This is a genomic window from Phenylobacterium sp. (assembly GCF_013822795.1).
Classification (GTDB): Bacteria; Pseudomonadota; Alphaproteobacteria; order Caulobacterales; family Caulobacteraceae; genus Phenylobacterium.
On sequence record NZ_PNLB01000037.1, the window covers coordinates 1 to 14,327 of the forward strand.

The 14,327-nt window shown below is 67.1% G+C and carries 14 protein-coding genes and 1 pseudogene; 6 read left to right on the forward strand and 9 right to left on the reverse strand.

The window, feature by feature from the left end:
• Window positions 1-1,043: cytochrome P450 (locus C0481_RS21615; RefSeq protein ID WP_293407806.1), on the reverse strand; the 1,043-nt coding region annotated here is incomplete at its 3' end.
• Window positions 1,044-1,288: 245 nt separating this feature from the next.
• Here C0481_RS21615 and C0481_RS21620 point away from each other — a divergent pair.
• Entirely contained in the window at window positions 1,289-3,463 is a 2,175-nt protein-coding gene (locus C0481_RS21620) for a TonB-dependent receptor (protein ID WP_293407807.1), read from the forward strand.
• Between the two features lie 9 nt (window positions 3,464-3,472).
• On the opposite strand, the gene C0481_RS21625 is transcribed toward C0481_RS21620, so the two are convergent.
• From C0481_RS21625 to C0481_RS21635, 3 genes are read right to left on the reverse strand one after another with little or no spacing between them, the layout of a single operon-like run.
• Window positions 3,473-4,429 (reverse strand): NAD regulator, encoded by a 957-nt coding sequence (locus C0481_RS21625; RefSeq protein ID WP_293407808.1) that lies wholly within the window; start codon window positions 4,427-4,429, stop codon window positions 3,473-3,475.
• Window positions 4,429-4,941, reverse strand: coding sequence for a hypothetical protein (locus C0481_RS21630; protein ID WP_293407809.1), 513 nt, complete (start codon window positions 4,939-4,941; stop codon window positions 4,429-4,431). The genes C0481_RS21625 and C0481_RS21630 overlap by 1 nt, the downstream gene beginning before the upstream one ends.
• A gap of 4 nt (window positions 4,942-4,945) precedes the next feature.
• Entirely contained in the window at window positions 4,946-5,545 is a 600-nt protein-coding gene (locus C0481_RS21635; protein ID WP_293407820.1) for an HD family hydrolase, read from the reverse strand.
• A gap of 170 nt (window positions 5,546-5,715) precedes the next feature.
• On the opposite strand from C0481_RS21635, the gene C0481_RS21640 reads away from it, so the two are divergent.
• Both C0481_RS21640 and C0481_RS21645 read left to right on the forward strand, forming a co-directional pair.
• On the forward strand, window positions 5,716-6,528 hold the full coding sequence (locus C0481_RS21640) for a universal stress protein (protein ID WP_293407810.1): 813 nt from the start codon (window positions 5,716-5,718) through the stop codon (window positions 6,526-6,528).
• A gap of 17 nt (window positions 6,529-6,545) precedes the next feature.
• A complete protein-coding gene (locus C0481_RS21645) occupies window positions 6,546-6,920 on the forward strand; it encodes a hypothetical protein (protein WP_293407811.1) in 375 nt (124 codons plus the stop codon).
• Between the two features lie 3 nt (window positions 6,921-6,923).
• On the opposite strand, the gene C0481_RS21650 is transcribed toward C0481_RS21645, so the two are convergent.
• From C0481_RS21650 to C0481_RS21670, 5 genes are all read right to left on the reverse strand, one after another.
• Window positions 6,924-7,712, reverse strand: a complete 789-nt coding sequence (locus tag C0481_RS21650; protein WP_293407812.1) for a hypothetical protein — start codon at window positions 7,710-7,712, stop codon at window positions 6,924-6,926.
• A 75-nt stretch (window positions 7,713-7,787) separates the two neighbouring features.
• The gene (locus C0481_RS21655) at window positions 7,788-8,660 is read right to left on the reverse strand and encodes a MoxR family ATPase (RefSeq protein WP_183769737.1); all 873 of its coding nucleotides are present in this window, start codon (window positions 8,658-8,660) and stop codon (window positions 7,788-7,790) included.
• A 143-nt stretch (window positions 8,661-8,803) separates the two neighbouring features.
• Window positions 8,804-9,337 (reverse strand): hypothetical protein, encoded by a 534-nt coding sequence (locus tag C0481_RS21660; RefSeq protein ID WP_293407814.1) that lies wholly within the window; start codon window positions 9,335-9,337, stop codon window positions 8,804-8,806.
• Between the two features lie 47 nt (window positions 9,338-9,384).
• Window positions 9,385-11,133 carry a tetratricopeptide repeat protein gene (locus C0481_RS21665; protein WP_293407815.1) on the reverse strand — a complete coding sequence of 583 codons (1,749 nt, stop codon included), beginning with the start codon at window positions 11,131-11,133 and terminating at the stop codon, window positions 9,385-9,387.
• A 2-nt stretch (window positions 11,134-11,135) separates the two neighbouring features.
• Complete coding sequence (locus C0481_RS21670) at window positions 11,136-12,932, reverse strand: tetratricopeptide repeat protein (protein ID WP_293407817.1); 1,797 nt, start codon at window positions 12,930-12,932, stop codon at window positions 11,136-11,138.
• A 179-nt stretch (window positions 12,933-13,111) separates the two neighbouring features.
• On the opposite strand from C0481_RS21670, the gene flbT reads away from it, so the two are divergent.
• From flbT to C0481_RS21685, 3 genes and pseudogenes are all read left to right on the forward strand, one after another.
• Complete coding sequence (gene flbT, locus C0481_RS21675; protein ID WP_293407818.1) at window positions 13,112-13,537, forward strand: flagellar biosynthesis repressor FlbT; 426 nt, start codon at window positions 13,112-13,114, stop codon at window positions 13,535-13,537.
• Complete coding sequence (gene flaF / locus C0481_RS21680; RefSeq protein WP_293407819.1) at window positions 13,497-13,868, forward strand: flagellar biosynthesis regulator FlaF; 372 nt, start codon at window positions 13,497-13,499, stop codon at window positions 13,866-13,868. The genes flbT and flaF overlap by 41 nt, the downstream gene beginning before the upstream one ends.
• 314 nt (window positions 13,869-14,182) lie before the next feature.
• Window positions 14,183-14,327: pseudogene (locus C0481_RS21685) on the forward strand (flagellin); the annotation flags it as partial.

Genomic DNA, 14,327 nt, shown 5'->3' on the forward strand with positions numbered 1-14,327 from the left:
TGCGGCACGTGCTTGCGGGTGATGTCGAAGCGGTCGGGGTCCTCGAACACGTCCGGGTCGCGGTTGGCGGCGTGCAGCGAGGTGATCACCGACTGGTGGACGTGCATCGGACAGCCGCCGACCTCGCGCTCCTCGGACATGACGCGGTTGGTGATCCCGACCGGCGATTCATAGCGCAGGATCTCCTCGACCGTGGCGGCCGCCAGGCTCGGGTCGGCCTTCAGCTTGGCCAGTTCGGCCGGGTGGTTCAGCAGCAGCCAGACGCCGTTGCCGATCAGGTCGGTGGTGGTCAGGTTGCCGCCGATCAGCAGGGCCGAGAGATTGACCCGGATCTCGTCGTCCGACAGCGGCGCGCCCTCGGCCTGGAGCTTGACCATGTCGCTGATCAGGTCGTCCTGGGGCGCTGCCCGCCGCTGCTCCATCAGGTGCGAGAAGTACTCGGTCAGCTTGCCCGAACCCCACTCCATCTTCTCGGTTTCTTCGGGCGTGCGCAGCGGGTTGAGGCCGAGGATCGAGGCCTCCGACCACTCGCGGAACTCGCGGAACCGCTCGCGCTCGACGCCGAGGATGGTGGCGATGACCAGGATCGGGATCGGGATGGCGACGTCGCCGATCAGGTCGAAGGGCTGCCCGTGCGGCGCCGCGTCGATCACCTCGTCGATGATCGCCTCGATCTGCGGCTTCATGGCGTTGATCCGCGCGTAGAAGGCCTTGGCCACCGGCAGCCGCACGCGGCTGTGGTCGGGCTCGTCCAGCGACAGGATGCTGTCCAGCCGCGGGGCGTCAGGATCGCGGTCCATCCGGCGCAGCAGCGCGCCTTCCTCCGAGCGGCTCCAGTGGCGCCACAGGCTGCGGTCGTTGACGGTCTCGCGCACGTCGTCGTAGCGGGTCAGAAACCAGGTCTTCACCGGCTCGTCGCGGTGCACCGGGCACTGCTCGCGCAGATCCTTCAGCCGCTCGTGCGGGCTGACCCGCGCGACGGGGTCGAAGGCGGAGGTTTCAACGATGCTCCAGACACGCTGGTCGCCATGTTGATCGGTCATCGGCGTTACTCCCCATACCTTTGTTTCGAAGCATAGTGAGCAGATCGGCGCGGGCTTCAAGGGGAAACTGAACATTGATTAGATGGGCGCCGGCGGGAGAGGGCGCGGTCGAGCCCGCCGGGTCATGCCCAACCTAGGATTGGCCCGCACAAAACCCCAGGGTGGCCTGCTGGTTTGGCGTCGTCTTGCAATTGGCTCGCGTTTGCGACTATGCACCGCCCCAGTTCTAGTTCCGTGGGGCGTTCGTGACCTTCAAGCTCAATCTGCTGGCCGCTCCGGCCAGTCTGGCGACCTTCGCCGCCATCCTCGCGTCGCCGGCCGTGGCGGAGGAGGCGGCCGTGAACGTCAGCGAGATCGTCGTCACCGCCCAGCGCACGACCGTCCAGCTCACACCGCCGACCCACCAGATCACCCGCCTGGATCGCGAGGAGATCGAGGATGGCCGGGCCGCGTCGGACACGCTCTCGACCATCCTGGCCAAGGCCGTCCCGGGCCTGGCCGATTCCAGCCGGACCATGACCGACTATGGCCAGACGCTCCGCGGGCGCGGCGCGCTCGTGCTGGTCGACGGCGTGCCCTACAACACCAACCGCGACAGCTCGCGGAATCTGATCAGCGTCGATCCGAGCGACATCGAGCGCGTCGAGGTCCTGCGCGGCGGCAGCGCGATCTACGGCAGCGGCGCGACCGGCGGCATCATCTCGATCAACACCCGTCCGGCTGGCGGGCCGACGCGGATCGAAACCACGGTCGCCGGCACAGCCTCGCTTTCCAACCTGACCAGCGACAGCCTCGGCGGGCGGATCCAGCAGTTCGTCTCCGGCTCCGCCGGCGGGATCGATTTCGCGCTCAACGGCGGCTACCAGCGCATCGGGGCGGGCTTTGATGCTCACGGAGACCGCCGCGCGCCGGAGCCCAGCCAGGGCGACTTGATCGACAGCGACGTCTGGAGCATCGGCGGCAAGCTTGGCCGCCAGATCGGCGAGACCGGCTACCTACGCGGCTCGCTCAGCTACTACCGCGCCGACCAGGACACCGACTACGCCGCCGATCCGGCGATCGGCCGCCTGCCGCCGGGCACGGCCATCGCCCGGCCGCTGAAGGGGCTGGTGCTGGCCGACCAGAACCAGGTTCGCAACACGGTGGCGACGGCCGGCTACACCAACACCGACGTCATGGGCAGCCGCGTCGACGCTCTGGCCTACTACCGCGAACTCTTCGTCCGCTTCACGCCGTTCGACGCGCGTGGCGTCGCCACCCGTGGCCGCAACGTCGATCAGGTCTACCAGAACAGCGAGACCTTCGGCGCGCGCCTGACGGTCGAGACGCCCCTCGGCCCCAACACCTCGGTGTCGTGGGGCGGCGACCTGGCCCGCGAAATCAGCGACATGCCGCTCGACGTGTTCGACCCGGCCGCCTACGACGCCAGCGGCGGCTTGGTCTTCCGGCGGATCGGCGGGCTGATCTACATGCCCGAGCTGACCACTGACACCGCGGGCGCCTTCGTTCAGGTGCAGCACCGCTTCAACGATCGGCTCTCGCTGGAGGGCGGCGTCCGGTACGACCGCGCCGAGGCTACGTTCGACACCTTCACGCCGCTCTCGCAGTCGCGCGCGCCGGCGCCGGTGGCGGTGCAGGGCGGCACGATCAGCTACGACGCCTGGACCTACAATGTCGGGGCGGTGCTGGCCCCGGTCGAAGGCCACGAGCTCTACGCCTCGTTCTCGCAGGGCTTCCAGCTGCCCGACATCGGGCTGCAGCTGCGCAACGCCGGCGCCGGCTTCAACATCGACAACTCCGACCTGCAGCCGGTGACCATCGACAGCTACGAAGCCGGCTGGCGCGGGCGGTTCGGCGTGGTCGACGGCGCGCTCGCGGTGTTCCGCACCACCTCCGACCTCGGCGACGTCCAGAGCTTCAACAACGGCCTGATCCTCCTGCGCACGGCCGAACGCATCAACGGGCTCGAAGCCTCGTTCGACGTCGGGGAACTGGGCGATGCGGTGCGGTTCGGCGGCAGCGCCACCTATCTGCGCGGCCGGGAAAAGGCGGCGACGGCCAGCGCCTGGCAGAACCAGACCGGTTATCGGATCCCGCCGCTGAAGCTCACCGGCTATGTCGTCTATGCGCCGTCCGACCGCTGGGACGTGCGTCTGCAGGGGCTCTATTCGGACAACCGCGACTATCGCCTGAACGGGGTCGCGAGCTTCGGTCGTCGCGAGGTGAAGAGCTATACGCTGCTGGACCTCATCGCGAAGTATCGCCTGACCGACCAGGACACTGTCACAGTCGGCGTCGAGAACCTGCTCAACACCCAGTACCTGCCGGTCTACAGCCAGCTGCTCCGCAGCAGCAGCAACACTAGCCGGGTGCCCGGCAATGGGGCGACGCTGACGGTGACGTTCAAGCGCAACTGGTGAGGCGCGCCGTCAGTCCCGCAGCAGCGGCAGCGCCAGGCCCGAGACGGGGCGGGCGCTGAGCGCCTCGCGGCGGAAGCGGAACAGCTCGGCCGGGCGGCCGCCGGTCTCGGAGTCGACCCGGCCCAGGCCTTCGACCAGTTCGGCCCGCTCCAGGGCGCGGCGGAAGTTCTGCTTGTGCAGCGGCACCCCGGCGATCGCCTCCACCGCCCGCTGCAGGGCCGAGAGCGTGAAGGCGTCGGGCATCAGCTCGAAGACCACCGGGCGGTACTTGAGCTTGCCGCGCAGGCGGGAGAGGGCGGTGGCCAGGATCCGCCGGTGGTCGGAGGCCATCGGCTCGCCGACCGCCGCGGCCAGGGCCTCGGAACGGGCGCCCGGCGCCTCGGCGCGGTCACGGGCGGCCTCGGGGGCCAGGCCCGCCTCGTAGAGCAACTCGTAGCGCTCCAGCACCCGCTCCTCGTTCCAGGGGGCCCCGTCCAGGGCGAAGGCCAGCCGCGCGCGGGCCAGCTTCTCGATGCGCCCGCCGGCCCAGCGGCGCAGCGCCGGCTCGAGGACGTCGAGGGCTTCGGGCCGGCCCTCGCGCCAGTCCTCGTAAGGGAAGAACCGCGTCCAGTCGGCCCAGGCGGTGTCGGGGCCCGTGGTGTCGACCGGGGTCGGGGTCAGGGCCAGGTAGCCGACCGACAGCACGCGGGCGGCGCTCGAGCCTTGCCCCATGTCGGCCAGCGGCGCGTCGCGGCCGCGGTCGCCGAAGGTGTAGAGCTGCTCGACATAGCCGAGGTCGAACCGGGTCTGGGCGGTCACGAAGGCGCGGAGGGCCAGCTCGAAGGTGCGGTGGGCGTCGGGATCGAACGGGCCGAAGGGCAGGCTGGCCAGCTGGCCTTCGCGGCGCACGGTCAGCACCACGGCGTCGCCGTCGCGCACGGCCACGACCACGGCCGACAGTCCGATGACGACGGCGGCTGGCTCCATCAGTGGGCGGCCGCGAAGTCGAAGGGCACGCCGTAGCCGCTGTACTCGTAGTCGCCCATCGCCTCGACCGCGTCGACCATGCGGCCGCGGCGGCCAAGGATGTCGTCGGCCAGGGCGATGATCTTGCGGTTGGGATAGGCGTGCTTGGCCGCCCGTCGCATCCGCATGGCGATCAGGTGCTCGGCGGTGTCGGGGCTACGGTCGCAGGCCAGGATGAAGGCGCTGGCGCTGGAGCGGCTGATCCCGGCCCAGCAGTGGACGATCATCGGGGCGCGGGCGTCCCAGGCGCGGCCGAAGGCCAGCAGTCGGTGGACGAGGTCGGCGCTGGGCAGGATCAGGCCTTCCATCGGCTCGGCGATGTCGTTGACCGACAGGCGCAGGTGGCGGTCGGCCGGCAGGCCGGCCGGGGTGTCGATCATGCTGGCGGAGTCCAGCAGGGTGATCATGTGCGACGGGGCGCGGGCCGCGATGATCGCGGGCACCTCGGCCAGTCCGCAGACAATCAGGGTCATTGCGCTACTCGGTGTCGAAGGCGGCGTCGGCCGAGGCGGACGCGAATCCCGCCGCCTCGGACAGCACATTGTAACGCTGAATGTAACGGCTTTGCGCCTGCGCCGGCGGCAACGGGTCGATCGTGAGTTCGTAGCCGAGGGGCGGGGCGCCGAAGAACTCCAGCGCCTCGGCGTGGGTGAAGCCGGCCAGCTGGGTGGCCTCGAAGAACGCGCAGGCGCGGTCGGCCTGCTTGATCAGCTTCTTGATCGGGACCGGGGCCTTGGCCGGGATGCCGAAGCGGACGTGGATCGCCGTCTCCAGCCGCTCCTCGAATTTCTTATAATCCACGCCCAGGGCCGCCTTGAACGGACTGATCATGTCCCCGATCACGTACTCCGACGCATCGTGCAGCAAAGCCGCCAGCCGCCAGCGTGGATCGAGGTCCGGCTGGATGTGCGCGCAGATCTCCTCGACCACCACCGAGTGCTGGGCGACCGAGAACGCATGCTCGCCGGTGGTCTGGCCGTTCCAGCGGGCGACGCGAGCCAGGCCGTGGGCGATGTCCTCGATCTCGATGTCCATCGGCGAGGGGTCCAGCAGGTCCAGCCTGCGCCCTGAAAGCATCCGCTGCCAGGCGCGCGGTTCCTTGCGCGATGTACGCAGCCCTTTCGTCACCGATGCGTTCCTTCCATGGTCAAGGTCGTGAACTGACCCAGGACTTGCCAAAGATCAATGCGCGGCGTGCGATTGAGGCTCCAGATGGCGGGCAGGGCCGGGTCGAGAAAGGAACTGCGATGAGCTGGGCTAGGATCATGGCGCCCTTGTCAGGTGGAGAAGGCGACAAAGCCGTGATAGCCGCCGCGGCCAAACTCGCCGAGCCGTTCGGCGCCGAGCTGGCGGGCGTCTACACGCCCGCGGACGTCGCCGACGTGATGCCCTGGATGGGCGAGGGGTTCCTGGGCGGCGTGCAGACCACGGCGCTGGAATCGCTGAAGGAGGCCGCCGTCGCCGGCGAGAAGAACGCTCGCGCCGCGATGGCTGCGACCTCATACGCCAAGGGGCGGTTCATCGCCCTGCAGACCCCGGTTTGGGCCGGCCTTTCGGCTGAGAGCCGGCTGTCTGACGTGGTCGTGTTCAACAATGATTCCGCTCGCGGGCGCGGGCCCCTGGCCGAGGCGTTCCAGCAGATGGTCGCCGACGAGCAGCGCCCGGTGCTGGTCGCGCGCGACGGCTTCGCGGTCGGCGGCCCGATCGCGGTGGCCTGGGACGGCGGCAAGGAGGCCTCGCGCGCCGCGCGGCTGGCTCTGCCGCTGCTGGAAAAGTCGAAGCACGTCGTCATCCTGGCGGCGCCGAAAGCGACCTCGCGCAGCTTTGATCCGGCGCGGCTGCAGGCCTACTACGCCGCGCGCGGCGTGAAGGCGGACGTCGACATCCTGCCCGACAGCGGCGACGCAGCGCCCCTGCTGCTCTATGCGGCCAGCAAGGCTGGGGCGGGAATTCTGGTCGCCGGCGCCTTCGGCCACCCCCGGCTGCAGGAGTTCATCTTCGGCGGCACCACTCGCACCCTGCTGTCGGCTGACCAGCCGTCGCTCTTCCTTTCCCACTAGAGCTAGAGGTTCAGGACATGACCCTGTCGCGCATCGTGATGCGGCTCGCCCGCAATCCCGGCACCGAATTCTCCGGCGGCGACGATCATCGAGGCTACGCCCTGACCGCGCCGCTCACGCCCGACGGCATGCTCGACGCCGACGCCTACGCCAAGGCGCGTTCCGAATGTGTGGTGCGTCGCTTCGCGCCGGATGAAGACGCCGCCGACGGCCGTTTGGCGCGTCGCGGCTCGCGCTGGTTCTTCGATTATGACGACGAGGACGCCTCGGACGACGAGCCGGTGCATCGCCTGGGCGAGCACCGTTTCGCGGTCGGCGAGTATGTCACCGTGACCGACGAGGATGGCCGGCCGCTGACCTACAAAGTCGTCGAGGTACAGGCCGCGGGCTAGGCCTCAGACCCCGCCGTTGCGGCGCACCAGCTCCTGGACGTCGTGATAGATTTTGTCGCCCGATTCCGTATCGAGCTTGGAGCGGACCTTGGCCACGGTCAGGGGGCCGCTCTTCGGTCCGCCGGCTTCGAAGCCGACATAGCGGTAGCCGGCGGGTAGGTCCTTCCCCGTGTAGATGAAGGTGGCCCGCAGGCCGCGCTTCTCGCGCGAGAGGGCTTCGCCCCGCATCCTGACGTCACGATAGATGTTGACCGTGGTGTCATCGCCGTCGGCGTCGACATGCAGCGGCCCGATGCGGACGTTGGCGCTGTCGCCTTCTTCCGACACGTGGATGCCGGGGAGATCGATGCGATTGCTGCCGGCGTCGTCGAGTTTGGCCGATACCGATGTCGAGACCCCGGCGTCGGCGGCGGCTTCGGCGTGGACGCGAGCAACCTCCGCGGCCATGGCCCCGACGTTGGCCTTGACCGCGGCGGCTTCGGCGATCTTGGCGCCGGTTTCGGCCTGGGCGGCCTCGGCTTCGGGCGTCATCGGGCCGGGCGTGCTGCGCAGATCAGCCTCAATCTTGGCCAGGGTCTGCTGCGGCGTGCCGACCAGCGGCGTCAGCTCGAGGTTGACCTCGGTGCCGTCGGACGAGCGGTAGACGCAGGACTTGCCGTCCGCCGCGATACTGATCCGCGTCAGTTCGCCCTCGGTGCTGGGGCAGTCGAGCTTGGTCAGCGCGCGGGGCGCCTCGCGGTTGCAGGCCGTCAGCGTCAGCGCCGATGCGACGAGCAGAAATCCAGCCTTCATACGAAAAACGCTCCGGTCATGTCGTGGCGACGGTGACCGGAGCGCTTTGAAACGTCGAGTGAATTCGCCGTAAGCCTATTGCTGGCCCGGGCGGCTCCCGGCGCCCTCGCGGCGGGCGAGGAAGGCCAGGCGCTCGAACAGATGGACGTCCTGTTCGTTCTTCAACAGCGCGCCGTGCAGGGGCGGGATCAGCTTGGTCGGATCCTTTTCCTTCAGCGCGTTCTCGTCGATGTCCTCGACCATCAGCAGCTTCAGCCAGTCGAGCAGCTCCGAGGTCGACGGCTTCTTCTTCAGGCCCGGAACCTTGCGCATGTCGTAGAAGATGCGCAGCGCCTCGGCGACGAGCTTCTGCTTGATGCCCGGATAGTGGACCTCGACGATCTCGTTCATCGTGTCGGCGTCGGGGAAGCGGATGTAGTGGAAGAAGCAGCGGCGCAGGAAGGCGTCCGGCAGTTCCTTTTCGTTGTTCGAGGTGATGATCACGATCGGACGGACCACCGCCTTGATCGTCTCATTGGTCTCGTAGACGTAGAATTCCATTCGATCGAGCTCCTGAAGGAGGTCGTTCGGGAATTCGATGTCGGCCTTGTCGATCTCGTCGATCAGCAGGATCGGCCGCTTATCGGAGGTGAAGGCCTCCCAGAGCTTGCCCTTCTTGATGTAGTTGCGGACGTCCTTCACGCGCTCGTCGCCGAGCTGGCTGTCGCGCAGGCGGCTCACGGCGTCGTACTCGTAAAGGCCCTGCTGAGCCTTGGTGGTCGACTTGATGTGCCAAGTGATCAGCTCGGCGTCGAGCGCCTTGGCGATCTCATAGGCCAGCACGGTCTTACCGGTGCCCGGTTCGCCCTTGATCAGCAGGGGCCGTTCCAGCGCAACAGCGGCGTTGACGGCGACCTTCAGGTCCTCGGTGGCGACGTAATTGTCGGTGCCTTCAAAACGCTGGCTCATTCGCGCTCCCTGGGACGGGCGAGTATGGCGCCCGCTTTCGAACAAATGTTTCAACCTGGGTCCAAACTAAAGACACAAGCGGGACATTCAAGCTGATTGAGCGTTGTCCCACGGCCTTTGTCGCAAAAGGTCGCGGACCTTCCCTAGCGTCGGGGGCGAGTGACAGAAACCGGGTCAGAGGCCGGAAAGGTGTCTTCAAGGCCAATCTCCAGCGCCCTTTCGGCGCGCGGATCGGGTCCGGCCACATAGCCCATGCGGCGCAAATCCTCGTCGCTCAGCGCCTTGGACTGAAAGTTGGTGAAGTCGTCTTCGCCGCCGGCGACGAGGTCAGCGTCCGCGACTTCGTCGAGGCCCTCGATCGAATCAGGTTCGACCTCGTCGTCATCGAACTCATCGTCGTCCTCGTCGAAGTCGTCGGCGGAGGCGCGATAGTCGAGCTCGTCGTCTTCTTCCAGGCTGTCGTCGTCGAACTCGTTCTCATCGAAGTCGGCTGCATCCAGCGAGCGACCTTCGTCGTCGTCGCGGTCGCCATAGGCGCGGGTCGCGTCGAACAGGTCGGGCATCTCTTCGAAGGTGCGCATTTCGCCGATCTGTTCGCGGTCGTCGAGATTGGCCTCGTCGAACGTTTCGGCGTTGTCCTGGTCGTCGTAGCCGTCGTCTTCCCGCAGGCCCGGCATGATCGCCTCCTGGCTTCGAGCGTCCGCAGCGGACGCCCGTCGCCGGATCAACCCGCCGCGGCGGCTCGCGTTCCACCCTCGGCGATCCGAGACAGATCGGCCGAGATCGCCGCCATGACCGGCGCCCAATCGCCGGGATGCTCAGGCGAATAGGTGCGCACCTGACTGTACCAGGGGTAGTGGTCAGTCCCGAGCCGGGTCCAGGCGGTCTCAACCGCAATCAACCAAGCCGGGGTCCCGACGGCGGCCGCGATATTGAAGCTGGCGTTGGAGAAGCCGACGACCAAATCCAGCGCTGCCGACAGCGCGGCGACGTCGTCCAGGTCGTTGCGCAGGTCGATCCCAGCAGGTTGGTGGATTTCGACGCCGAACGCCTCGCGAGCGTGCGCGATGGCCTGCGACTGGTCGCCGTATTGCAGGTTGACGAAGGTCACCCCCGGCGTCTGAAGGACGGCGCGCCAGTCGTCGAACGGTGCGAAATACAGGTGACGGCTGGAGTCGATGACCAGGCTGGTCCAGAGGACGCCGACCTTGACGCCGGGCAGGGCGCTAAGCGCCTCGCGCCAATACTGCACGCGGGTCGGGTCGGGCTTCATGTAGCCGGCGGGTCGGTTCGGGAACTGAGAGAGCGCGGCGCGATGTGTCTTCAACATCGCCCCGAGCGGCGCCCAGAAGTCGATGTCGTCCCAGTCCTTGATGAATTGGGCGCCGCGGAATGCGCGGCCGTCGCCCTTCAAGGTGGCGTGCGGTCCGAACGTGACGTTCGGATAGCTGCGCTGGAAGAACGGCAGCAGCCGGTCGGTGACGGCCACCGTCAGGCGGCCCTCGGGCCCCAGCTCGGCGAGGACGTCGACGAGGAGATTGGCGAAGAGAATCTCGTCGCCCAGGCCCTGCTCGCCAAACAGCATCAGGTGGCGCCCGGCGATGTCGGCGCCCGGCGTCCAGTGCGGTCGGCTGGCGACGAAGTGGATCGGCTCGGCATAGGTCGGCTCGAGCCGCGCGTCATAATAGGCCCAGCCCTCGGTCAGTTCGCTGCGGGCGAGCAGCATCGTCGAGAGCGCGAACCGCATCATCGAGCTGTCCTGAGGTACATCGGACAGTTCGATCGCCCGTCGGCAGTGGCTGAGGGCGTCTTCGTGGCGGCGCTTGGTGAAGAGGATGTTGGCGAGATTGTAGTGCGCCTTGGCGTAGTCGGGCTCAAGGCGCAGCGCTTCGCTGTAGAAGATCTCAGCCTGGTCGATGTCGCCCTTGTCGCCGACGATGGTGCCCAGCGTCAGCCACAGCATGGCCGACTCCGGCTCGGCGGTCAGCGCCACGCGCAAGACCTCGATGGCCTCGTCGAAGCGCATCTGGCGTCGAAGCAGGGCGCCCAGATTGTTCGACGGATCAGCCGCGCCGTGCTTGAAGCTCAGGCAGTGGCGGAACAGCACCTCGGCCTGAGGCAGCATATCCATCTTGAATGCGAGCCGGCCCAGGTCGTGAGCGATGTCGGGGTCCGCCGGCGACAGCGACAAAGCCCGTTCATAGGCGTCCAGCGCCGGACCGCGCTGGTTCAGCTTGTCGCGGCCGATGCCCAGCAAGTGCCAGCCCAGCACCAAGCTTGGGTCATGGATCAGGGCTTCTTCGGCGGCTGTGCACGCCTCGGCGAACCTGTCGGCGTTAGCGTGCTCAAGCGCGGTGCGAAGGGACTTCAGGGCTTCGCGGGTGGCTGTCGCTGATGCGATCTCCGCGCTCAGGCGAGCGAGTTTCTCGGGGGCGGCGGCGTCGCCGACGGGACCTTCGTCGAACATCGCCATGGCTAGGCTCCCGCGCGTGCGACGGCGGCGGCGCCCGAAGCGGCGACATGATCGGCCAGCGCCCCGGCGAGATCCTCCATCAGCGAGGTCCAGTCGCAGGTGGCCTCGGGCCAGAAAGTCCGCACCTGACTGTACCAAGGATAGTTATCGGTTCCGAGGCGCGACCAGGCGTCGCTCGAGGTCAGCAACCAGGCCGGGGCGCCGCACGCCGCCGCCAGATTGAAGCTGGCGTTGGAGAAGCCGACCGTCAGATCCAGCGCACAGGCCAGGGCCGCGACGTCGTCCAGATCGTTCTTCAGGTCGATGCCTTGAGGTTGGATGATCTCGACGCCGAAGTCGCGCTGGGCGCGGGCGATGCTCTCGCTCTGGTCGCCATACTGCAGGTTCACGAAGCTGACGCCCGGGGTCCTGAGCACCGGCTCCCAAGCCTCGAATGGCGCGAAGTAGCGATAGCGCGCCGTGTCGACCAGCATGCTGGTCCAGAGCAGGCCGACGCGGCGCCCAGGCCGTTCGGCCAGCACCCCGCGCCAATGGCGCACGCGTTCTGGGTCGGCGGTCATGAAGCCGGCGGGACGATCGGGAAAGGCGTCGACGTTGCGGCGGAGCTGCCGGGTGGCTTCGCCCAACGGCGCCCAGAGATCGACGTCTGCCCAGTCCTCGACGAACGGCGCGCTGCGGACATGGCTTCCAAGGCGCCTGTGGGTGACGTGCGGACCGATTCTGGCGCGCGGATAGGACCGCTCGAACAGTGGCGCGAGGCGGTCGGTGATGGCCAGGGTCAGCCGCCCGCCCGGTCCGAGCGCCGCCAGGACGTCGTCGAGGGGGTTGGCGAACAGTATCTCGTCGCCGAGACCCTGTTCGCCGAAGAGCAGGAGATGGCGTCCGGCGATGTCGACGCCCGGCTCCCAGCGCGGCCGGGTCGTCAGGAAGTGGATCGGGTCGCGATAGGTCGGATCGAGCCGGGCGGTGTAGGTGTCCCAGCCCTCGGCCAGTTCGCCCATCGCCAGGAGCATGGTCCCTAGGGCGACGCGCATGCCGGTGAGGTCTTCTGGCGACTGCGAATCGGCGATCGCCCGGCGGCACTCGGCGATCGCTTCATCTCGCCGTCCCAGGGCGAAAAGCGTGTTGGAGTGATTGTAACGGGTCCGGCTGTCGTCGGGATTGAGGCGCACCGCTTCGGCGTAGAACACGCTGGCCTGCTCCATCTCGCCTCGCTCCTCAAGGACGACCCCGAGGGCGTTCCAGAGCATGACGCGGTCGGGATGGGCCTGGATTGCGGGCTTCAGGACCTCGATGGCTTCGTCGTAGCGCAGCTGTTCGCGCAGGATGTTGGCGAGGTTGTTGCTGCTCTCCGCCGAGAAGGGCCGGAACGCCAGGTAGTGGCGGAAAAGCGCCTCGGCCTGCGGGTACATCTCCATTTTGGAAGCGAGCCGGCCCAGGTCGTTGGTGATCGGCGGATTGGTGGGGTCCAGCGCCAGGCCGCGTTCGTAGGCCTCGAGGGCCGCGGGCCAGTCTCCCAGGTGTTCGTGGGCGATCGCTAGCAGGTGCCAGGCGTGAACGAGCGTCGGATTGCGATCGAGGGCCTTCTGCGCGGCAAGGCGGGCACGCGCATAATCCCTTGCGGCGACGTGCTCCAAGGCCTGCTTCAGATGCTTCAGCGCGGCGTGGGCGGTCTTGAGCGCGCCGACTTCGTTCTGAAGGCGTCCGACCGCCTCGCTTGACGCCGAGTCGCCGGCTAATCCGCCATAGGGCTTGGAAATGCGGCGCGCGGCGGCCTTTGGATCCGAAGTCACACTCATTACGCCGTCCCCGGATCCCGCATGCGGCGATCTTGAAAAATCATGCTTAACGGTCTGCTAATGCCCTGGGGGCGAGAGGAGCGTCGCAAGGTCCGGTTAACCCCTCGCATCTAGCCTTGCCCAATCGGACTGCTGATCGCAGGCGAGTTGGGCGACACGCCTCTATTGGAGATCGAGGAATGCCGCTTAAGCTGTCCCTGAAGCCCGGAGAGAAGTTCGTTCTCAACGGCGCGGTGGTGCAGAACGGCGATCGCCGTACGACCCTGGTTCTTCAGAACAAGGCGTCGGTTCTTCGTGAGAAGGACATCATGCAACCCGAGGACGCCGCGACGCCGGCCCGCCGCATCTATTTTCCGATGATGATGATGTATCTCGATGATGGGGGGGCGGGGCGTTACTACGACGAATTCGCCGAACGCCTGACCGAGTTCATGAGCGTCATCCGGAATCCGGAAGTGCTGACGGACTGCGTCGCCATCTCAAAACACGCCATGGCGCGCGAGTACTACAAGGCGCTCATGCTGTGCCGTAAGTTGATCGAGTACGAAGACGAGAGGTTGGGGAATGTCGCTTCGAGCTTACCAGCAGGCGGCGAGCCGGGCTGAGGCCCCTAAGGACGCCGAGTACCGGCTGTTCGGCCAGGTGACGCGAGCGCTGATTGTGGCGTCCGAGGCGCCGGTGACCGATTTTGCGGTTCGGATCGACGCGATCGATTGGAATCGACGTCTGTGGTCGACCCTGGCCCGGGACTGCTCCGAGCCGGACAACAAGCTGCCGGCGCAGATTCGCGCGGGCATCATTTCGCTCAGCCTGTTCGTCGGGCGTCATTCCAGCGAGGTGATGCGCGGCGAGGACAACTTCGACACGCTCATCGAGATCAACAAGATGATGATGCAGGCCCTGTCTCAGCGCGCTGACGCTTCCGCCGCGGCCTGATCCCGAACTCGTTAACAACGCTCTCGATTTCGGCGCCGGCCCTTGTGGCCGGCGCTTTGCGTTTGGGGTCATGAGATCTGGTGGGGCGTTTCTGCCGCTCGGCAAAATATGCCGAGCATACTGGGCAAAAAGTGCCGGGCGTGGCCCTTTGCGGGCTCTCGGGGCGTGGTTTATCCTGGGTAAATGCCAAAATGGCAATTTAATCAATATCTTGCCTGCGGGTTGCCGTGGCCCCGCACTTGCTTCGTATCGGCCGGGCAAAATGCCTCCGGCAGTCAAAACGACGCCGGTCTCCGAGAAAAGGAACCACGCGTATGGCCATGAATTCGGTTAATACCAACCAGGGCGCGATGATCGCCCTGCAGAACCTCAACACCACCAACAAAGACCTCGGCGTCGTTCAGAACCGCATCAACACCGGTCTGAAGATTTCGTCGGCCAAGGACAACGGCGCCATTT